Genomic DNA, 19,232 nt, shown 5'->3' on the forward strand with positions numbered 1-19,232 from the left:
CGGCGCCCGTGGGTGCCCGCGGGGCCCCTGGCCGCGGGGGGCGCGCGCGCGGCCCCGCCCCCCCTCTCCCCGGCGCCCCCCCCCCCGCGGCGGCGGGGGGGCCCCGGGGGGTGTGCGGGGATCAGTGGTGGCCGTGGCCGCTGCTGATCTCCTGGTGCTCCTCGACGGTCGGCTTGGCGATCCGGCTGCCCTCGCCGTAGAAGCCGCGCGACAGCTTCGCCCGCGCGCGGGTGAACAGCCCGGCCCTGCGGGCCACGCCGTTCTCGTCCACCTCGGGCTCCAGCTCGACCGGCTCCGGCTGGTCGTGCGAGGTGAGGGTGTACATCCGGCCCTGCGGCAGCGGCGCGTGCACCTCGATGAACTCGCCGTGCTGGAGCCGCTGGATGACGCCGGTCTCGCGGCCGTGCAGCACCTTCTCCTTGTCGCGGCGCTGAAGGCCCATGCACCACCGCTTGGTGATCACGAAGACGACCACCGGCAGCGCGAAGAAGCAGATCCGCACCGCGTAGGTGATCGCGTTGATCGACAGGTGGAAGTGGGTCGCGAGCAGGTCGTTGCCGCCGCCGGCCAGCAGGATCAGGTACAGGCTGATCCAGGCCGCGCCGAAGGCCGTGCGCACCGGAGCGTTGCGCGGCCGGTCGGCGATGTGGTGCTCGCCGCGGTCCCCGGTGACCCAGGCCTCCAGGAACGGGTAGCACCAGATGACCAGCAGGACGGTCGGGAAGACCATCAGCGGGACGAACACCCCGAGGTTCAGGGTGTGGCCGCCCCAGACACTGATCTCCCAGCCCGGCATGACGCGGATCAGGCCCTCGGAGAAGCCCATGTACCAGTCCGGCTGGGCGTCGGTGGACACCTGGTCGGGGCGGTAGGGCCCGTAGGCCCAGATCGGGTTGACCGTCGCGATCGCCGACATGAGCGCGATGATGCCGAACACCAGGAAGAAGAACCCGCCCGCCTTGGCGGTGTAGACCGGCAGCAGGGGCATGCCGACGACGTTGTCGTTGGTGCGGCCGGGCCCCGCGAAGTGGGTGTGCTTGTGGTAGAAGACCAGGATCAGGTGCGCCGCGAGCAGGCCCACCATGATCCCGGGGATCAGCAGGATGTGCACGGTGAACAGCCGCGGGATGATGTCGTGCCCGGGGAACTCCCCGCCGAACATGAAGAACTGCAGGTACGTGCCGACGATCGGCACCGCCAGGACGGCGCCCTCCATGAAGCGGATGCCGGTGCCGGAGAGCAGGTCGTCCGGCAGCGAGTAGCCCATGAAGCCGTCGAACATGCCGAGGAAGAGCAGCAGCGCGCCGAAGACCCAGTTGACCTCGCGAGGCTTGCGGAACGCCCCGGTGAAGAAGACGCGCATCATGTGCGTCAGCATCGCGGCGATGAAGACGATGGCCGCCCAGTGGTGGATCTGGCGCATCAGCAGGCCGCCGCGGACCTCGAAGCTGATGTTGACCGTGGAGGCGTAGGCCTCCGACATCTGGATGCCCTTGAGCGGGACGTACGAGCCGTTGTAGACGACCTCGCCCATGCTCGGGTTGAAGAACAGCGTCAGCCAGACGCCGGTCAGGATGATGATGACGAACGTGTAGAGCGCGATCTCGCCCAGCATGAAGGACCAGTGGTCCGGGAAGATCTTGCGCAGGTTGGCCTTCGCCAGGGAGTAGATGCCGAGGCGGCCGTCGGCCCAGTCGGCGAGGGCCTCGGCCTTGTTCGCGGGCTGGTCACGCGTACTGGTGGTCACCGGTCCCGGCTGCGACTGCTGGTCGGTTCTCACGACGGGCTCCCCGGCGTCCTCGGCGTGCCGTGCTGGAGGCCCGTCGGCGAGAACGCCGGCCGGCGGAGTGATGTGATCATGGGACCTCTCGATACGGGACCGCCGGGCGGATCCGGCCCGCGGTGCTGGTGACCGCTGGTCCCGTTGCTCAGGGTGATGGATCGCTTACTCTGTCATGCTGTCGGCAGGGGGCCGACTGTGCACGTCCATCGGCCCGTCCGGCCGCTCGTGTCGGGCCGGACGGGGGTCCCGGGGCCCGCGATCGGCCGTCCGGGACGCGGCCGGTGCTGCGCTCGGGTGCCGCCGAACCGTTTCGGCGCGCGCCGCGGCCCGGGGTCGCGGGAACCCGGGCCTACGCTGCGCCAATGGTGGATCACCGTGAACTCCTCGCTGACGTGACCGCGACCCTCTCCCGCGCCGGACTCGACGCCGCCGGCCCGTCCCCGCTGCGGATCGGCCCCGGTCCGGAGGGGGTGGTGGTCGGCTGGCCGCCGGGCGGCGATTCGCCCGAAGGGGTGCGCGCCGCCGTCCTCGGAGCGGCGGCGGTCGTCCTGCGGGAGGCCGGCCACGAGGTCGCGGAGGCGGACGGCGGCGACCTGCACGTGGCACCCGTCCCGGATCCCGTCGGAGTCCCGGCCGAGCCGGAGACCGTTCCCGAGCAGTGGTGGGGCTGAGTCCTGGCGCTGGTGCGCCGGGAAGGCGGCGCGCCGGAGGCCGGGTCGAATGCTGAGACGGAAGGTGGGTTTCATACCTAACCCTTACCTTGGCGGCGGGTTCAGTGGCTCCCTGCACCTCTAAGGTTTGCCTAAGCTAAGCCGAGGCGCCCTGGACCGAACCAGTCCGGGGCGTTCGGCTGTGCCGTCCCCCGTCACCGCGGTGGGACTCCGAGGACAGGTACGACCCGGGGTGACCGGGGGAGGAGCCCGCTGCATGTGGGATGAAGCGTTTCCCAGCTTTTTGATCGGGCTGCGGGAGGGCCTTGAGGCCGGCCTGATCGTGTCGATCCTGGTGGCCACCCTCGTCCGGTTCGACCGCAAGGGGCGCCTGCCCCAGGTGTGGACCGGCGTCGCGGCGGCCGTCGCCGTCAGCCTCAGCTTCGGCGCGGTGCTCACCTTCACCGCCGCGAACCTGTCCGGCCACGCCCAGGAGGCGTTCGGCGGGATCCTGAGCCTGATCGCGGTCGGCTTCGTCACGGCCATGGTCTTCTGGATGCGCCGCTCCGCGCGCAGCCTGTCGGCCGAGATCCGCTCGAAGGTCGAGGCCTCGCTGGCGCTGGGCGCCGGCGCGCTGGTGCTCACCAGCTTCCTCGCCGTCGCCCGCGAGGGCCTGGAGACCTCCCTCTTCCTGTGGACCAACGTCCGCACCGCGGGTGAGTCCACCGGCCCGCTGATCGGCGCCGCGGTCGGCCTGGTGCTCGCCGCGGGCCTGTGCTGGGGCCTGTACCGGCGCGCGCTCAAGATGAACCTCACCCGGTTCTTCACCATCACCGGCGCCGGCCTGATCGTCATCGCGGCGGGCGTGCTCGGCTACGGCCTGCGCGACCTCCAGGAGTCCGGGCTGGTCGGCGGCTCCACGTCGTACGCGTTCGACCTCAGCGGGCACCTGGACGCGCAGTCCTGGTACGCCACGCTCGTGCAGGGCACGCTCAACCTCACCGTCACCATGACGGTCCTCCAGGTCGTCGCCTACGTCGCCTACCTGTGCATCGTCATGACGCTGTTCCTGCAGGGCCTGCGCGCCGGCCAGGCCGTGCCCGCCGCCGGGAAGACGGCGGAGAAGACGGCCGAGCAGGCGGCTGAGCAGACGGAGGAGAAGGCCACCGAGGCGGCTGCCGAGACCACCGCGCCCGCCGCCTCCGGCCGGCCGCGGTGGGTGCTCCCGGCCGCGCTGGTCGCCGTCCCGGCCGTCGTCGCCGGAGCCGTCATCGCCGTCAGCGACGGCAAGAAGGACAGCGCCGCCACCGTCGCCGTCTCCGAGCAGGAGTGCGGCAAGGGCTTCACCGCCCCGCTGCCCGGCCAGCAGGTCTTCCAGATGCGCAACACCGGCGACAAGGTCTCCGAGGTGTACCTGGTCAACCCGGCCAGCGGCGCCGTCTACGGCGAGGTCGAGGGCCTCGCGCCCGGCACCACCCGCGCCCTGACCGCCACCATCGGCACCGGCGACTACGCCTGGCGCTGCGTGCCCACCGGCGGCAAGTCCGTCACCTCGGCCTCCGTGCACGTCACCGGCGGCAGCGAGGTCAAGGCCGTCAAGCCGGTCGGCGACGGCGACCTCAACGCCCCGCTCGACGCCTACAAGGACTACGTCAACAAGGGCCTCGCGACCCTCATGACGCAGTCCCAGAAGCTCCAGGCCGACATCCACGGCGGCGACCTCGCGACCGCCCGGGCGGACTGGCTCACCGCACACCTCCAGTACGCCTCGCTCGGCGCCGCCTACGGCACCTTCGCCGACCTCGACGGCAAGATCGACGGCCGCGCCGACGGGCTCCCCGACAAGACCGCGGACCCGGGCTTCACCGGCTTCCTGCGCCTGGAGTACGGCCTGTGGCACGGCCAGTCCGCCGCGGACCTCACGCCCGTCGCCGACGGCCTCGCCCGCGACGTCGCCACCCTCGTGCACGACTTCCCCACCCAGGACTTCGACCCGGCCGACCTGCCGCTGCGCGCCCACGAGATCCTGGAGAACACCCTCCAGTTCGAGCTCACCGGCGACACCGACATGGGCAGCGGCACCAGCCTCGCCACCACCCAGGCCAACCTGGCCGGCACCCAGGAGCTGCTGACGCTCCTCCAGCCGCTGCTCGACGAGCGCGACCCGCAGGTCCTCGTCCGGGTCAACACCGGGATGAAGCGCGTCGGCGACCTCGTCGCGGCCGCCCGCACCGCCGACGGCTGGACCCCGCTGGACAAGCTGCCCGCCGACGCCCGCCGCCGGCTCAACGGCGCCACCGGCCAGCTGCTCGAAGACCTGTCCCCCATCCCCGCCCTGCTCGAGATCCGGAAGGCCGCCTGATGACCGACCACACCGCAGCCACCGGCTCCTGCCCGTTCCCGCACGGCGCTTCCGCCGCTGCCGCCGCGCAGCAGGCCGCCGCCGAGGCCCCCGGCCAGGGCGGCTGCCCGGCCGGCCCGGCCCGCCGCAGCTTCGTGCGGGCGGCGCTCGGCGCGGGCGCGGGGGCGGCCGTCCTGGCGGGCACCGGTGCGGCGTTCACGCTCTCCGCCGAGCCGGCCGCCGCGGGCGACGGCCACCAGGCCTCCAACGGCGTCGTGCCCTTCCACGGCGCGCACCAGGCCGGCGTCACCACCCCGGCGCCCGGCTACGCCGCCTTCGTCTCCTGCCAGGTGATCGCCCAGGACCGCAAGGCCCTGGAGGACCTGTTCAGGACCCTGACCGAGCGGATCCGCTTCCTCACCGCCGGCGGCACCCCGCCGGACCTCGGCGTCGGCGCGCCGCCCTCCGACAGCGGCCTCCTCGGCCCGGTCGTGGCCACCGACAACCTGACCGTGACGGTCGGCGTCGGCGCCTCGCTCTTCGACGACCGCTACGGCCTCGCCAAGGCCAAGCCCGTCAAGCTCGCGCCGATGAAGACCTTCCCCAACGACAACCTGCAGGCCGCCGAGCTCCACGGCGACCTCTCGCTGCAGATCTGCGCCGACCGCCAGGACACCGTCCTGCACGCCCTGCGCGACATCACCCGGCACACCCGCGGCGCGATGCAGATCCTCTGGCGGATCGACGGCTTCCAGAACCAGTCCCGCCCCGACGGAGCCCAGCGCAACCTGCTCGGCTTCAAGGACGGCATCGTCAACCCGGACACCGCCTCCGCCCGCGAGATGGACCGGCTGGTGTGGGTCACCGACGGCATGGGCGAGCCCGCGTGGGCGACCGGCGGCAGCTACCAGGTCATCCGGATCATCCGGATGCTGATCGAGTTCTGGGACCGCGTCACCCTCACCGAGCAGGAGAAGATGTTCGGCCGCCGCCGCGACACCGGCGCCCCGCTCGACGGCCACCAGGAGAACGACGCCCCGGACTACGCCAAGGACCCGGACGGCAAGGCGATCCCGCTCAACGCGCACATCCGCCTCGCCAACCCGCGCACCGCGGACACCGACACCTCGCGCATCCTGCGCCGCGGCTTCAACTACGACCGCGGCATCGACAAGGCCGGCAACCTCGACATGGGCCTCGTCTTCTGCTGCTACCAGCAGGACGTGGTGCGGCAGTTCGAGGCCACCCAGACCCGCCTCGTCGGCGAGCCGCTGGTGGACTACATCTCGCCGACCGGCGGCGGGTACTTCTTCGTCCTGCCGGGCGTGAAGGACGACGCCGACTGGCTCGGCCGGGGGCTGTTCGCCGCCGCCTGACCCCCGCGCGCGCCACGGCCCCCGGAACTCTGGAGGAGTTCCGGGGGCCGTTCGCGCGTCCGCGGCCCGTCAGTCGCCGAGGGTGAAGCCGATGACGGCGCCGCCGCCGTCCCGGTTGACGGCGAACGCGGTGCCGCCGTGCGAGGTGGCGACCTCGTGGACGATGGCCAGGCCGAGCCCCGAACCGGGCAGGCTGCGCGCGGCGGTGGCCCGGTAGAAGCGGTCGAAGACGCGCTCCAGGTCGGCCGGGTCGATGCCGGGACCGCGGTCGCGCACCTCGACCCTGGGACCGCTCACGACGACGTCGATCGGGGCGGCCCCGGCCGGGTCGAACTTGGCCGCGTTGTCGAGCAGGTTGCCCACCGCGCGGGCCAGCGCGTCCGGGCGGGCGGTGACCACGGTCGCGTCGGCGTCCACGGCGATCTCGCGGCCGGTGCGCCGGCGGGCCTGGGCGGCGGCCTCGCGGACCACGTCCGCCAGCACCACGTCGACCGGGTCCTCGTCCGCCTTCTGCTCGGCGGCCAGCGCCACCAGCTCGTCCACCAGCAGGGTCAGCTCCTTGGCCTCCTCGGCCAGGTCGTCCAGCAGCGCGGTGCGCTCGGCGGGCGGCAGGCGGTCCAGGCTGGGGAGCACCGAGAGGTTGGTGCGCAGGCTGGTGAGCGGCGTGCGCAGCTCGTGCCCGGCGTCCTGGACCAGCCGGCGCTGGTTCTCCTTGGCGGTGGCGAGCCGGCCGAGCATCCGGTCGAAGGCCCGGCCGAGCCGGCCGACCTCGTCGCTCCCGGCGGCCGGCACCGGGACGTCCAGCCGGCCGCTGTCGGCGACCAGTTCGGCGACGTCGGTCAGCCGCACCAGGCGTCCGGTGATCCGGCGGGCGAGCAGCCAGCCGGCCGCACCCGCGAGCAGGGCGACGGCGGCCACCACGGCCGCCATCTGACCCCGCAGGGCGTACAGCAGGTCCTCGACGTCGCCGGTCTCCTGCACGACCTGGACGGCACCCCGGCCGCCGCCGAGCGAGACGACGCCGACCCGGTAGGTCGCGTCGCCGACGTGCCGCACGCCGATCACCGTCCGGGCGGGGGCGGTGGCCCGGGCGAGGTCGCCGTCGTCCGGCGCGCCCGGGAGGACGACGTGGGAGCTGCCCGGGAGGACGGCGCCGTTGGCGTCGAGCGCCTGCGCGGTGACCCGGATCGGGCGCAGCAGCTGCTCGCTCAGACCGGTCGGCCCGTTGAAGTCGCCGGGGTACAGCGTCTGCCGGGTGACCTGGTTGCCCACCGACTGGAGCGCGGTGGTGAAGTCGGCCTTCTCGTCGTCGCGGATCAGCGCGGCGGCGGCGTGGTAGCCGAGGGCGCCGATCAGCACCGCCACCAGGACGGCCAGCGCGGCGAACGCCAGCGACATGGTGGTGCGCAGGCCCGGGCGCGGCCGGAGCCGGCGCGGGTCGAAGCGGCGCGGGCGGGTCACGAGGCGCGCAGCGTGTAGCCGACGCCGCGGACGGTGTGGATCAGCGGTGCCAGGCCGGGGCGGTCGAGCTTGCGGCGCAGGTAGCCGATGAACACCGCGAGGTTCTTGGAGCCGGGGCCGAAGTCGTAGCCCCAGATCCGCTCGTAGACGGTGGCCTGGTCGAGCACCGAGCCGGCGTGCCGGGTGAGCAGCTCCAGCAGGTCGAACTCGGTCCTGGACAGCTCCAGCTCCTCGCCCGCGCGCCAGGCCCGCCGGGCGCCCGGTTCGACCCGCAGGTCGGCGACGGCCAGGACGTCCTCGACGGGCTGCTCCGGGGGGTTGCGGCGCAGCAGGGCGCGCAGGCGGGCGAACAGCTCGCCGACGTCGAAGGGCTTGACCAGGTAGTCGTCCGCGCCGGCGTCGAGCCCGGCGATCCGGTCCTGGACCTCGACCCGGGCGGTGAGCATCAGCACGGGCGTGCGGTCGCCCGCGGCGCGCAGCCGGCGGCAGACCTCCAGGCCGTCCGGGGCGGGCATCATCACGTCGAGGACCAGGACGTCCGGGCGCTGCTCGTCGAGGGCGGCCAGCGTCCGGGCGCCGTCCGCGGCGGTGCGCACGCGGTAGCCCTCCAGCTGCAGGGCGCGGGTGAGGGAGTCGCGGATGGCGCGGTCGTCCTCGGCGATCAGCACGGTGTGGGTCATGCGTGGGATTCTCCCTGGCGTGTGCACGGCGGTTCCAGGCGGGGGGCGGGGCCGGTCGGCGGGCTCACCCGCCGGCGTAGCGGTCGGCGAGGGCGCGGGCGGTGGCGGCGAGGCGGGCGCGGAGTTCGGGCGGGGCGAGGACCTCTATGTCGGTGCCGAGCGCGAGGAAGGCCGCGTGGGCGTGGTCGAGCGACTCGATCGGCAGCACGGCCCGCGTCCGGCCGTCCGGCTCGGGGGCGCCGGTGGCCTCGGCGGCGCGCGCGGCGGCGGTGCTCAGGCGGGCGGCGGCGCCGGGGGCGAGCAGGACGAGGGCCTCGCCGCGGTGCAGGCGGGCGTGGAAGTCGGCCTCGTGGCGGCGCCAGTGGGACGCCAGGGAGAAGTCGTCGGGGATGGTGAACTCCTCGTCGGTCTCGGTGAGTTCGAGGATCTGGTCGACCCGGTAGGTGCGCGGCCCCGGCCCGGCGACGACGTACCAGCGGCCGGCCTTGAGGACGAGGCCGTACGGTTCCAGCCGGCGGTCGACGTCCGTCGGCGCCTTCCAGCGGCGGTAGCGCACCCGCAGCACCCGGCCGCGCCACACGGCGTCGGCGACCTGCGCCAGGAACGGCACCTCGTCGTCCTCCGCGTACCAGCCGGGCGCCTCCAGGTGGAAGCGGGTGCGCAGCCGGTCGGCGTCCGCGCGCAGCCCGGGCGGCAGCGCGGCGCGCAGCTTGAGCTGGGCGGCGGCGAGGGCGGGGCCGAGCCCGAGGGCGGCGGCCGGGCCGGGCAGCCCGGCGAGGAACAGCGCCTCGGCCTCGCCCGCGTTGAGCCCGGTGAGGCGGGTGCGGTAGCCGGCCAGCACCGCGTACCCGCCGCCGTGCCCGGCGTCCGCGTACAGCGGCACGCCGGCGGCCTGCAGCGCCTCGACGTCCCGGTAGACGGTGCGCACCGAGACCTCCAGCTCCTCGGCCAGCCGCTGGGCGGTCATCCGGCCGTTGGTCTGGAGGAGGAGCAGGATCGACAGCATGCGGGCGGACTTCACGGGGACCCCTCGGACTTCACTGACACACGATGTCAGGGAACCCGGCTTAGCGTCCAGGCATGGGACTTGAGAACAACACCGGACGAACCGACTTCGACTTCCTCGTGGGCGAATGGGACGTGGCCAACCGCCGCCGCGCCGACTTCCTCGACCCGCGCAGCCCGTGGGAGGAGTTCCCGGGCGTGACGCGGGGCTCGCGGCACTTCGGCGGCAACGCGAACGTCGACGAGATCGACTTCCCGACCGAGGGCTTCTCCGGGCTCACCCTGCGGCTGTACGACCCGGCGCGCGAGGAGTGGTCGCTGTACTGGTCCAGCACCCGCACGGGCACGCTGTTCCCGCCGGTCGCCGGGCGGTGGGCGGACGGGCGCGGCGAGTTCTTCGGGGACGACGAGTACGACGGCACGCCGGTGCGGGCGCGGTTCGTGTGGTCGGGCGTGACGGCGGACTCGGCGCGCTGGGAGCAGGCCTTCTCCACGGACGGCGGCGCGACCTGGGTGACGAACTGGACCATGGAGTTCACCCGGCGCGCGTAGGTCCGGCCGCCCTCGCGCCCCCACCCTTCGTGGGCGTACGGTGGCCACACGGTGGCGCGTCCGGCGCGCCCCGGACGTTCCCTGCACGGCACGTCCTGCCGGAGGCCGCTATGGCAGACCGGATGGCCTTCTTCACCACCCCGCGCGCGGAGCGGGCGCGGCGGGACGCGCACGAGCGGGTGGGGGACTGGCGCGAGGTGTATCGGCCCGGGGCGCTGCTCCCGGTGGTCGGCGGGCAGGCGGGCCGGTGCATGGACTGCGGCCTCCCGTTCTGCCACGACGCGTGCCCGCTCGGGAACATCGTGCCCGAGTGGAACCGGCTGGTGGCCGACGGCGACTGGCGGGCGGCGGCCTCCCGGCTGCTCGCCACCAACAACTTCCCCGAGTTCACCGGCCGGCTCTGCCCGGCGCCCTGCGAGAGCGCGTGCGTGCTCGCGATCGACGGCGCCGCCGTGACCATCAAGAACGTCGAGCTGGCGATCGCCGACCGCGCGTGGGAGAGCGGCTGGGACCGGCCCCGCCCGCCGGACGTACCGAGCGGGCGGCGGGTGGCCGTGGTCGGCTCGGGCCCGGCCGGGCTGGCGGCGGCCCAGCAGCTCACCCGCGCCGGGCACGCCACGACGGTGTACGAGCGGGCCGACCGCCCCGGCGGGCTGCTGCGCTACGGCATCCCGCCGTTCCGGCTGGAGAAGCACCGGCTCGACCGGCGGCTCGACCAGATGCGGGAAGAAGGCACCGGCTTCCGGTGCGGCGTGCGCGTCGGCCGGGACGTCGCGGCGGGGGAGCTGCGGGCCGGGTGCGACGCGCTGGTGGTCGCGGTGGGCGCCACGGCCTGCCGCGAACTTCCGCTGCCGGGCCGCGACCTGCCCGGCGTGCACCAGGCGATCGCCTACCTGACCTGGGCGAACCGGGTGGACGAGGGCGACCGCCCGGACTCGCCGCTGTCCGCCGAGGGCCGGCACGTCGTGATCGTCGGCGGCGGGGACACCGCCGCGGACTGCCTCGGCACGGCGCTGCGCCAGGGCGCAGCGTCCGTCACCCAGCTCGACATCAACCCGCGCCCGCCGGAGCGCCGGGCGGCGGGGCAGCCGTGGCCGGTGCACCCGAAGGTCTACCGGGAGACGACCTCGCACGAGGAGGCGGGCGCGGCGGCGGCCGGGCCACGGGTGTTCGCGGCGGTGGCCGTCGGCTTCGAGGCGGGCCCGGACGGGCGGCTCGCGGCCGTGCGCTTCGCCGAGGCGCAGCCGCCGGACCGCGGGCCGCGGCCGGGCACCGAGCGGAGCCTGCCGGCCGGGCTGGCGCTGCTCGCGCTGGGCTTCGCCGGGCCCGAACCGGACCAGGAGCTGATCCCCCAACTCGGGCTCGCCACCGGCCCGGACGGCGCGCTGACCCGGGACGACGGCTTCGCGACGGGCGCGGACGGCGTGTTCGTCGCGGGCGACGCGGGGCGCGGGCAGTCGCTGATCGTGTGGGCGGTCGCCGAGGGGCGGGCGGCGGCCGCGGCGGTGGACCGCTACCTGCGGGGCGTCACCGAGCTCCCGGCTCCGATCCGGGCGTCGGCGCGGGCGTTGACGCTGTGAGGGGGCAGCGGTCCTGCCCCCTCACCCGGGCCGTCAGCTCAGGCCGAGGACCGACAGGGCGGTGGTCCAGTCGGTGACGATCGCCTGCTGGGCGGGGACGAGGTCCACCTGGTGGTTGCAGACGGCGCGGTAGAGCTTGTACTCGACGCTGTCCTTGTCCGTCGAGGTCGACCCGTTGCTGCCGGTGGCGTAGTGCGGCTGCGGCCACAGGTTGTTCGGGTCGGTCGGGTGGCCGCCGAGGGAGAGGGGGATGAAGTGGTCCTCCTCGTAGTCGGACGTGTTGGTGTCGCTGTAGCCGTACGCCGCGATCTGCTGGATCTTCAGCTTGGTGGTGTAGCTGGACGGCGGGCGGATGGACGTGCTGTAGCCCGGCACGCAGATGGTGTCGTCGATGGTGGCCTGGGTGACGTCCGGGTTGGTGGCGCCGGGGGTGCAGGCCGGGTCGGGCAGTGGGAGGTAGGCCTGCGAGCAGGTCTGGTCGAGCGGCGCTGCGGCGCGGTGCTGGGTGGGGGCGGCGGCGTGCGCGGTGCCGCCGGCGGCGAGCGCGCCGACGGTGAGGACGACGGCGGCCACGGCGGGGGCGAGGCGCTGGGAACGAAGCATGTGGGGAGCTTCCTGTGGCGGCCCGGCTTCCTTCGCCGGGCGGTGTGTCCATGCCACCACCATGGGATCTATGCGGGTAGACCGTGAATGGTGAACTGTTGACAAAGTGTCAGTCAACAGAGTCGTGGAAACTATTCGCTTGACGTGAACAGAACGGGCCTGCTGCGCGGTTGATCGCGCGGCAGGCCCGGTGGGGTGGCGGTGGCGGTCCGTCAGAACCGGTGGGGTGGCGGAGGCGGAGGCGGTCCGTCAGAACCGGTACCTGTGGACGAACACGTCGGGGAGCTTGTTGGAGTCGTCCGGCACGAGCGTGCCGTCCTCCGACGTGAACAGCACCGTGGTGCCGAACGCGTCGACGAACGGGGCGCTCGACCCGCCGGTGCTCTGCGAGCCGTCGGTGGCCACGCTGACCCGCTCGGTGCGGTTGCTCCACAGGTCGAACCGGAAGACGTCGGAGGCGTTGTTGGTGTCCCCGGGCACGAGGTCGTCGGCCGTCGAGCTGAAGTAGACCCAGCGGTCGTCCGCCGTCATCCGGCCCTCCCACGCGTCGGAGCGGACCGTGGTGCCCGGGAGGGCGACGGTGACGGAGCGCTCGGTGCCCTGCTCCAGGTCGCGGACGAACACCTCGAAGTGACGGTCCCACGGGCCGGTGCCGTGGAAGACGGGGGCGGAGAAGACCGCGAACCGGCCGTCGGGGCTGAGGCTCGGGTTCTCCACGCCGCGCGAGCCGCCCTTGCCGTCCGGGCTGGCGAGGCGGGTCTCCTCGTCGTCGAGGTCGCGGACGTAGAACGGGTAGCTGCGGGGCTTGAGGATCCTGGGGCTGCTGCCCGTGCTGGTGCCGGTGCGGCTGGTGCTGCTGCTGCCGGGCGCGAGGTCGTCGGCGGTGGTCCGGTCGCCGAAGGCGTCGTCGGGGAGGGCGCCGGGCTTGTCCTGGGCGATGAGGTTGGTCGCCTTGGAGATGAAGCCGACGGTGCGGCCGTCCGCGCTGATCACCGGCGAGGCGGAGGAGCCGTTGGCCGCGGTGCCGTCCGCGCCGATGCTGACCAGGCGGGTCTTCCCGGTCCGACGGTCGGTGACGTAGATGGTGCCGCCGTGCGGGGTGACGCCGGCGGGGGCGAGGTCGGTGCGGTCGGACTGGAAGGCGACGTACCGGCCGTCCCAGCTGATCGACGGGGTGCCGGCGGAGTGGCCGGTCTGGGGCTTCGCCGGATCGGTGGCGGCGACCGGCTCGGTCCTCCCGGTCAGGCGGTCGTGGACGTAGACGTCCGGAGTGGCGCGGCCGGCGCCGGAGCCGAGGTTCGTCGCGGAGGACGTGAACGCCACGAAGCGGCCGTTGCCGCTGATGGTGGCCTCGTAGGAGTCGAGGTCGGCGTCGGCCCCGGCGGTGCTGACGTCCTCCCGTTCGACCTTGCCCGTCCACAGGTCGCGGACGAAGACCTTGGTCCGGCCGTTGCCGCTGCCGGGCAGGAGGTTGGAGGCGCTGGAGGTGAAGACGGCGAAGCGGCCGTCCGCGCTCAGGCCCTGCGCGTTCGAGGCGCCGTCGGGCTGCGAGCCCGGGGTGCCGACCGTCACCCGCTCGGTGGCGCCGGTGGGCGCGTCGGCGTGCGCGGGCGCGGCCGCGGCGCAGGCCAGCGCCGCCGCGGCCAGTGTGCAGGCGGCGCGCAGGACGTGGCGCGTCGGGCGTGCTCGGTTCATCGTGGTCCCTCCCCTGGGATCGGCGGGCCGAGCTCGACTCCCCGGCGGCCGGCCCGGAGTGAGCCAAGCGCCTGATGGGGAAGGGGTCAACGGTTGTGCGGCCGGGGCGGCGTATTCACGTCAATCGTTCTCGCACTGCCTGCCGAGTACAGCCTGCCGAGTACTGCCTGCCGAGTGCCGGCGACCGGACGCGGCGTCTCCGCCCCGGCGCGGCCCGGTGGCGTCACCGCGCCGCCTCTTCGGCCTGCGCGGCCGCGCGGACGGCCCGGACGTGCGGGTCGGTGCGGCGGTCGTAGCGCCACAGGGCGGGCAGGGCGGCGGAGAGGGCGGCGGCGCTGGTCAGGCAGAGGAGCCCGCCGGTGCGCAGTGCCGCGCGGATGCCCTGCCGGGCGGCGAGTCCACCGGCGCGCAGGTCGCCGAGGGCCGGTCCCGCGGAGCCGATGAGCATCTCCAGCCCGGCCGTGCGGCCCCGGAGTTCGTCCGGAATGGACTGGTTCCAGATGGCGCTGCGGAAGGTGTCGCCGGTCCAGTTCGCGGCGCCCGCGATGACGAGGCACGCGAGGACGGCCCACAGGTGCGGCACGGCTGCCGCGCCGGCCATCGCGAGTCCCACCGCCGCGGCGGAGAGGAGCACGAAGCGGCCGTGCCGGTGCACGCGGTCCGTCCAGCCGCTGGTGGTGGCGGCGACCAGGCTGCCCGCCGCCGAGGCGGCGTAGAGCAGGCCGAGGGCCCATACGGCGTCCAACTCCCGTGCGAGGAAGGGGAAGAGTGCGGTGGGAAGGGCGAAGACGGTGGCCGCGAGGTCGGCCAGGTAGGTGCCCAGCAGATCGGGCCTGCGGGCCGCGTACCGGGCGCCCTCGGTGAACTCGCGCCACTGCGGGGCCTCGGCGTCCCGCTCGGACGGCACCGGGCGGACGGCGGCGAGCAGCGCGGTCGAGACCAGGAAGGTGGCGACGTCGACCAGGTACGCCACCGGGACGCCCGCCGTCGCGATCACGAGGCCGGCGGCGGCCGGGCCGGCCAGTCCGGCGACGCTCCAGCGCAGTGACAGCAGCGCACCGGCCGCGACCAGCTGATCGTGCGGGACGAGGCGCGGGATCATCGCCTCCAGCGAGGGCTGCTGGAGCCCCTGGAGCGCCGCCGCGAGCCCGGCCGCCGCGTACAGCGGCCACAGTGCGGGCGTGCCGAGCAGCGCGTTGGCGAGGAGGAGCGCGCTGAGGACGGCGAGCGCGATCTCGGTGACGAGGGCGACGGTGCGGCGGTCGGCGCGGTCCGCGAGCACGCCGCCGTACAGGCCGAACACGATCGTCGGCACGAGTTCGACCGCGCCGACCGCGCCGACGGCGAGCGGCGAGCCGGTGAGGTCGGCGATCTGGAGCGGGATCGCCGTCATGGTGAAGACCGAGCCGAGCAGGGTGACCGTGCCGGAGGTCCAGGTCAGGCGGAAGTCCCGGGAGGAGCGCCAGGGCGCTGTGTCGAGCCAGGGCGGGGTGGGCATGGGTGCGGTCCTCGATGCTGTCCTTATCACTGATAAATTCCGGCGCCGACCTTATCGGCGATAAAGTTGGTGGGCAAGCGAATAAGGCGGGCGAACGACGCGGAACGGGTTCGGAGGGCGGTCGGCATGGCGCTGCAACGCGACGAGGTGGTGCGCACCGCGCTGCGACTGCTCGACGAGGTCGGCATCGACGGGCTCACCACCCGCCGCCTGGCGCGCGAACTCGGCGTCCAGTCACCGGCGTTGTACTGGCACTTCAAGAACAAGCGGGAACTGCTCGACCTCATGGCCGAGGCCATGCTCGCCGAGGCCCTGCCGCCCGACCGCACCCCCGACCCGCAGCACTGGCCGGACTGGATCGCCGCCGACGCCCGCGCGAAGCGCCGTGCGCTGCTCGCCTATCGCGACGGTGCGCGCGTGCACGCCGGCACCCTGCCCAGCGAGGATGAACTCCCGGCAGTCGAGGCCCAGGTGAGCGCCCTCTGCCGGGCTGGGCTGCGGCCGCGCACGGCCCTGCGGCTGCTGCTCGCCGTCGACCGGTACATCATGGGCTGGGTCACCGAGGAGCAGGCCTGGCGGCAGGACGTCGAGGACCGCGACACGCCGCTCTACGACGACGACGCCCTGCGCGACCTGCCGCTGCTGCGCGAGGCCGCCGACGTGCTGCGGATGGCCGACCACGACGCCGACTTCGAGTACGGGCTGCGGGTCATGATCGAGGGGTTCCGTGCGGAGATCGCACGGGAGGCCGGGGAGTCCGGCGAGGTCGGGGAGGCCGGGGAGTCCGGCGAGGTCAGGGAGGTCGGGGAGGTCGGGGAGGTCGGGGAGTCCGCTTGAGGAGAGGGGGCGGATTCCGGGTGCCGGGAGATCCACTAGCGTGAGCGCCATGCGAACCCTCGATGCCTGCAGCACCGCGCTCGTCCTCGTCGACCTGATGGACCGGATCGTCGCCAACCCGCTCGTCCCGCGCCCCGGCACGGAGGTCCTCGCGGCCTCGCTGGAGCTGGCCGGGGTCTTCCGCGAGGCCGGTGCCCCCGTCGTCGCCGTGCGCGTCGAGCGGCCGAACGTCGCCGAGCAGCCGCCGGGCAGCGACCTGGTCGCGGAGGTCGCGGCGGTGGCCGACGAGGTCGTGGTCAAGCGCACGATCGGCGCTTTCCACGCGACCGGGCTGGACGAGTTGCTGCGGGCGCGGGGTGTCAGGACCGTCGTGCTGGCCGGCATCGCGACCAACCTCGGCGTCGAGTCGACGGCCCGCGCGGCCGTCGACCTCGGCTACGAGGTCGTGTTCGTCGAGGACGCGATGACCGCGCTCACGGGGGAGGAGCACCGCGCGCCGGTGGCGCACTCCTTCCCGCGGCTCGGGGCGGTCGCCGGAAAGGCCGAGCTGACGTTCGGCTGAGGATCCCTCAGGCGCGCTTGAGGGCTTCGCGGAGCCGGCCGTCGCAGTCCGCGAGCAGACGGGCGGCGGTCGGCGCGTCGACGTCCGCGAGCAGGACGAGGACCGCGTCCTTGGCCCGGCCGTCGGTCGCCGCCAGGGCGCGGCGCACGTCCGCGTCGGCGGCGCCGGTGGCCTCGGTGACGATCCGGCGGGCGCGGTCACGCAGCTTGGCGTTGGTGGCGCGGACGTCGACCATCAGATTTCCGTAGGTACGGCCCAGGCGGACCATGACGGCCGTCGAGACGAGGTTGAGCACGAGCTTCTGCGCCGTGCCCGCCTTGAGCCTGGTCGAGCCGGCCAGGACCTCCGGGCCGGTGACCACCTCGATCGGCAGCTCGGCGGCCGCGACGAGCGCCGAGCCGAGGTTGCCCGCCAGCCCGGCGGTGAGCGCACCGGCGGCGCGGGCGCACCGGACGGCGGCCACCGCGTAGGGCGTCCGGCCGGAGGCGGAGACGCCGATCACGGTGTCGTCCGGGGTGAGTGCCAGGGCGGCCAGGTCCGCCGCGGCGAGGTCGGCGCGGTCCTCGGCGCCCTCGGCCGCCGACGTGACGGCCGCCGGACCGCCGGCGATCAGCCCGACGACCCGGCCGGGGTCGGTGCCGAAGGTCGGCGGACACTCGGCGGCGTCCAGCACCCCAAGCCGCCCGGCCGTCCCGGCGCCCGCGTAGATCAGGCGCCCGCCCCGCCGCATCCGCTCGGCGGCCCCGTCCACGACGGCGGCGATGCGCTCCAGCTGCCCGGCGACGGCCGCGGGGACGGTCCGGTCCTCGGCGTTCATGAGGTGCAGGAGGTCGAGCGTCGGGAGCCCGTCGATCTCCGCCCAGTCGGGGCGGACGGTCTCGGTGGTCGCTTCGGCCATTGCTTCAGCGGTTGCTTCGGCGGTCGTTCCGGCGGTCGTTTCGGTGATCGTTTCGGTGATCGGGAGTGCGGGCTGGTTCATGCCGCTCAGCCTCCCCGGGGGTGACGGCCGCCAACCCGGGCAGACGCCGATGGCCGAGCGGCCGGTGTACGGGTGTGCGATGGCGGCGCCTACACCGAGGTGGGGCGCCGCCATCGGGACGCCGGGGCGGCTCAGCCCGCCGGAGTGTTCCGGCTGGGCCCGGGGGCGGCTGCGGAGCCTCGACGTTGCGGTGATCTACGGGTCCGGTCCGGGGCAGTCGCCTGGCGTCCGGTCACCGCGGGGTGCTCTGCAGGGCGCCGTGGAGGAAGAGGTCGACGAGCTCGGCGGTGGTGAGCGGGTCGGGGGCGCCGGGGCGGCCGGAGGACATGATCATCAACTGGAAGGCGTCGGCGAGGCGTTCCGGGCTGAGCCGCAGCGCGTCGCGGTCGGGCTCGAACAGGGCGGCGAGGGCGGCGCGCGGCCGGGCCAGTCCGGCTTCGCGGTCGGGCAGCTTGCCGTCCGGGCCGGGCCCGGGCCGCTCCAGCCGGCCGCCCGCCATGAGGGCTCCGGCCACGGCTCCGATGCGGGTCAGGTGTCCGCGCACGACGTCGGCGGCCTCGGCCAGCCGGTCGGCGAGGGGCTGGTCCAGGGGGATCGCGGCGAGGTGGGTGATCGTGTCGTCGGGGTTGAGGACCTCGGCCATGCACGCGGCGAGGAGGGCGTCCTTGTCGTCGAAGACGCGGAAGATCGTGCCCTCGCCGATGCCGGCGGCCCGGGCGATCTTGGCCGTCGTCACGGACGCGCCGTACTCGACGACGAGGGGGAGCGCGGCGGCGACGATCATCGCGCGCCGCTGCTCCGGGTCCATCGCGGGTGCCCGGCGTCGGGCGGGCTGGGTGCCAGGTGTCTCGGTCATGGCTCCATGATGCGGAGTGAGTACTCACTCAGTCAATGGGTTATCGGCCGTCAGTTTTGGAACTCGCCGTCAGTGGACAGGAATTCGGCGATGCGGGCGATCGTCCGGTGGTTGTCGTCGAACAGGTGCGCCTGCATGCCCAGGGTCAGGGCGGTTTCGACGTTCGGCGCGTGGTCGTCGACGAAGAGGCAGTCGGCGGCGCGGACGCCGAGGATCGTGCAAGCCTTCTCGAAGGCCTGCGGGTCGGGCTTCTCCACACCGATCTCGTGTGAGTAGACGATGTGCCCGGCGTCCTCGACGAGCTCGTCGAAGCCGTAGCGGCTCACCTCGCGCTCGCGGGCGCCGACGAAGCTGTTGCTCAGGATCCCGAGCCGGGTCCGGTGCCGCAGGTCGCGTACGTGGGCGATGAGTTCGACGTTCGGCGTCCCGAGGTACTCCGTCCAGAAGTCGGCCATGAACGCCGTCGCCCGGGGAGGGTCGAGGCGCAGTCGGGCGGCCACCTGTCGGCGCACCTCCGCCTCGTCGACGGCGCCGATCGAGCCGGCGTGCCAGACGTCCTCCAGGCGCTGGTCGACGGTGCCCGGCGGCAAGCCCAACTTCCGTTCCCAGTAAGGAATCCAGCCGGTTCGCGGCGTGTGCTCCAGCACGCCGCCGATGTCGAGGATGATGCAGCGTTCGTCCATGACCCACTGTCGGCGGGCGGGGACCGGCCGGGTCAAGCGGTTCGCGCGCTCTGTGACAGGGGCGTGACAGGGGCGGCCGGCGGGGTCGCGG

At 74.0% G+C, this 19,232-nt stretch carries 17 protein-coding genes; 7 read left to right on the plus strand and 10 right to left on the minus strand.

Annotated features, from left to right (window positions below; translation table 11 throughout):
- Positions 1-121 precede the first annotated feature (121 nt).
- Positions 122-1,747, minus strand: a complete 1,626-nt coding sequence (locus ACFV4F_RS05565) for a cytochrome bc complex cytochrome b subunit (RefSeq protein WP_380436456.1) — start codon at positions 1,745-1,747, stop codon at positions 122-124.
- 398 nt (positions 1,748-2,145) lie between these two features.
- On the opposite strand from ACFV4F_RS05565, the gene ACFV4F_RS05570 reads away from it, so the two are divergent.
- From ACFV4F_RS05570 to efeB, 3 genes are all read left to right on the plus strand, one after another.
- Positions 2,146-2,454: a hypothetical protein gene (locus ACFV4F_RS05570; RefSeq protein ID WP_380436361.1), complete on the plus strand. Its 309-nt coding sequence runs from the start codon at positions 2,146-2,148 to the stop codon at positions 2,452-2,454.
- 256 nt (positions 2,455-2,710) lie between these two features.
- Positions 2,711-4,795: an iron uptake transporter permease EfeU gene (efeU, locus tag ACFV4F_RS05575; RefSeq protein ID WP_380500548.1), complete on the plus strand. Its 2,085-nt coding sequence runs from the start codon at positions 2,711-2,713 to the stop codon at positions 4,793-4,795.
- Positions 4,795-6,150, plus strand: coding sequence for an iron uptake transporter deferrochelatase/peroxidase subunit (efeB, locus tag ACFV4F_RS05580; protein ID WP_380500549.1), 1,356 nt, complete (start codon positions 4,795-4,797; stop codon positions 6,148-6,150). The genes efeU and efeB overlap by 1 nt, the downstream gene beginning before the upstream one ends.
- 69 nt (positions 6,151-6,219) lie before the next feature.
- Here the strand turns inward: efeB and ACFV4F_RS05585 are convergent, their stop codons facing one another.
- The 3 genes from ACFV4F_RS05585 to ACFV4F_RS05595 all read right to left on the minus strand — a co-directional run bounded on the left by ACFV4F_RS05585 (position 6,220) and on the right by ACFV4F_RS05595 (position 9,312).
- Positions 6,220-7,611, minus strand: a complete 1,392-nt coding sequence (locus ACFV4F_RS05585; RefSeq protein WP_380436367.1) for an ATP-binding protein — start codon at positions 7,609-7,611, stop codon at positions 6,220-6,222.
- On the minus strand, positions 7,608-8,291 hold the full coding sequence (locus ACFV4F_RS05590; protein WP_359971215.1) for a response regulator transcription factor: 684 nt from the start codon (positions 8,289-8,291) through the stop codon (positions 7,608-7,610). Before ACFV4F_RS05590 ends, ACFV4F_RS05585 begins: the two co-directional genes overlap by 4 nt.
- Positions 8,292-8,355: 64 nt before the next feature.
- The gene (locus tag ACFV4F_RS05595) at positions 8,356-9,312 is read right to left on the minus strand and encodes a helix-turn-helix transcriptional regulator (protein WP_380500550.1); all 957 of its coding nucleotides are present in this window, start codon (positions 9,310-9,312) and stop codon (positions 8,356-8,358) included.
- A gap of 59 nt (positions 9,313-9,371) precedes the next feature.
- Between ACFV4F_RS05595 and ACFV4F_RS05600 the strand changes: the two genes are divergently transcribed.
- Positions 9,372-9,848, plus strand: a complete 477-nt coding sequence (locus tag ACFV4F_RS05600) for a hypothetical protein (protein WP_380436369.1) — start codon at positions 9,372-9,374, stop codon at positions 9,846-9,848.
- A gap of 110 nt (positions 9,849-9,958) precedes the next feature.
- On the plus strand, positions 9,959-11,428 hold the full coding sequence (locus ACFV4F_RS05605; RefSeq protein ID WP_380436370.1) for a glutamate synthase subunit beta: 1,470 nt from the start codon (positions 9,959-9,961) through the stop codon (positions 11,426-11,428).
- A 33-nt stretch (positions 11,429-11,461) separates the two neighbouring features.
- Here the strand turns inward: ACFV4F_RS05605 and ACFV4F_RS05610 are convergent, their stop codons facing one another.
- The 3 genes from ACFV4F_RS05610 to ACFV4F_RS05620 form a co-directional block, all read right to left on the minus strand.
- Positions 11,462-12,031, minus strand: coding sequence for a hypothetical protein (locus tag ACFV4F_RS05610; RefSeq protein WP_380436372.1), 570 nt, complete (start codon positions 12,029-12,031; stop codon positions 11,462-11,464).
- 249 nt (positions 12,032-12,280) lie between these two features.
- Entirely contained in the window at positions 12,281-13,726 is a 1,446-nt protein-coding gene (locus ACFV4F_RS05615; RefSeq protein ID WP_380500551.1) for a TolB family protein, read from the minus strand.
- Between the two features lie 223 nt (positions 13,727-13,949).
- Positions 13,950-15,224 carry an MFS transporter gene (locus ACFV4F_RS05620; RefSeq protein WP_380500552.1) on the minus strand — a complete coding sequence of 425 codons (1,275 nt, stop codon included), beginning with the start codon at positions 15,222-15,224 and terminating at the stop codon, positions 13,950-13,952.
- 126 nt (positions 15,225-15,350) lie between these two features.
- Between ACFV4F_RS05620 and ACFV4F_RS05625 the strand changes: the two genes are divergently transcribed.
- Both ACFV4F_RS05625 and ACFV4F_RS05630 read left to right on the plus strand, forming a co-directional pair.
- Entirely contained in the window at positions 15,351-16,061 is a 711-nt protein-coding gene (locus ACFV4F_RS05625) for a TetR/AcrR family transcriptional regulator C-terminal domain-containing protein (protein WP_380500553.1), read from the plus strand.
- A gap of 49 nt (positions 16,062-16,110) precedes the next feature.
- Positions 16,111-16,623: an isochorismatase family protein gene (locus ACFV4F_RS05630; RefSeq protein ID WP_380500554.1), complete on the plus strand. Its 513-nt coding sequence runs from the start codon at positions 16,111-16,113 to the stop codon at positions 16,621-16,623.
- Positions 16,624-16,630: 7 nt separating this feature from the next.
- Here the strand turns inward: ACFV4F_RS05630 and murQ are convergent, their stop codons facing one another.
- From murQ to ACFV4F_RS05645, 3 genes are all read right to left on the minus strand, one after another.
- A complete protein-coding gene (gene murQ / locus ACFV4F_RS05635) occupies positions 16,631-17,602 on the minus strand; it encodes an N-acetylmuramic acid 6-phosphate etherase (RefSeq protein WP_380500555.1) in 972 nt (323 codons plus the stop codon).
- Between the two features lie 232 nt (positions 17,603-17,834).
- Entirely contained in the window at positions 17,835-18,458 is a 624-nt protein-coding gene (locus ACFV4F_RS05640) for a TetR/AcrR family transcriptional regulator (RefSeq protein ID WP_380436384.1), read from the minus strand.
- Between the two features lie 50 nt (positions 18,459-18,508).
- Positions 18,509-19,141, minus strand: a complete 633-nt coding sequence (locus ACFV4F_RS05645; RefSeq protein WP_380436386.1) for an HAD family hydrolase — start codon at positions 19,139-19,141, stop codon at positions 18,509-18,511.
- Between the last annotated feature and the right edge of the window lie 91 nt (positions 19,142-19,232).

This window comes from Kitasatospora sp. NPDC059722, assembly GCF_042733235.1.
Classification (GTDB): domain Bacteria; phylum Actinomycetota; class Actinomycetes; order Streptomycetales; family Streptomycetaceae; genus Kitasatospora.

Excerpts from the sequence above, each read along its gene's own strand:
- ACFV4F_RS05605 (WP_380436370.1), top strand. The coding sequence starts at position 9,959 with ATGGCAGACCGGATGGCCTTCTTCACCACCCCGCGCGCGGAGCGGGCG.
- ACFV4F_RS05620 (WP_380500552.1), bottom strand. The coding sequence starts at position 15,224 with ATGCCCACCCCGCCCTGGCTCGACACAGCGCCCTGGCGCTCCTCCCGG.
- murQ (WP_380500555.1), bottom strand. The coding sequence starts at position 17,602 with ATGAACCAGCCCGCACTCCCGATCACCGAAACGATCACCGAAACGACC.
- ACFV4F_RS05590 (WP_359971215.1), bottom strand. The coding sequence starts at position 8,291 with ATGACCCACACCGTGCTGATCGCCGAGGACGACCGCGCCATCCGCGAC.
- ACFV4F_RS05630 (WP_380500554.1), top strand. The coding sequence starts at position 16,111 with ATGCGAACCCTCGATGCCTGCAGCACCGCGCTCGTCCTCGTCGACCTG.
- ACFV4F_RS05625 (WP_380500553.1), top strand. The coding sequence starts at position 15,351 with ATGGCGCTGCAACGCGACGAGGTGGTGCGCACCGCGCTGCGACTGCTC.
- ACFV4F_RS05600 (WP_380436369.1), top strand. The coding sequence starts at position 9,372 with ATGGGACTTGAGAACAACACCGGACGAACCGACTTCGACTTCCTCGTG.
- ACFV4F_RS05610 (WP_380436372.1), bottom strand. The coding sequence starts at position 12,031 with ATGCTTCGTTCCCAGCGCCTCGCCCCCGCCGTGGCCGCCGTCGTCCTC.
- ACFV4F_RS05615 (WP_380500551.1), bottom strand. The coding sequence starts at position 13,726 with ATGAACCGAGCACGCCCGACGCGCCACGTCCTGCGCGCCGCCTGCACA.
- ACFV4F_RS05645 (WP_380436386.1), bottom strand. The coding sequence starts at position 19,141 with ATGGACGAACGCTGCATCATCCTCGACATCGGCGGCGTGCTGGAGCAC.
- ACFV4F_RS05640 (WP_380436384.1), bottom strand. The coding sequence starts at position 18,458 with ATGACCGAGACACCTGGCACCCAGCCCGCCCGACGCCGGGCACCCGCG.
- efeU (WP_380500548.1), top strand. The coding sequence starts at position 2,711 with ATGTGGGATGAAGCGTTTCCCAGCTTTTTGATCGGGCTGCGGGAGGGC.
- ACFV4F_RS05570 (WP_380436361.1), top strand. The coding sequence starts at position 2,146 with ATGGTGGATCACCGTGAACTCCTCGCTGACGTGACCGCGACCCTCTCC.
- efeB (WP_380500549.1), top strand. The coding sequence starts at position 4,795 with ATGACCGACCACACCGCAGCCACCGGCTCCTGCCCGTTCCCGCACGGC.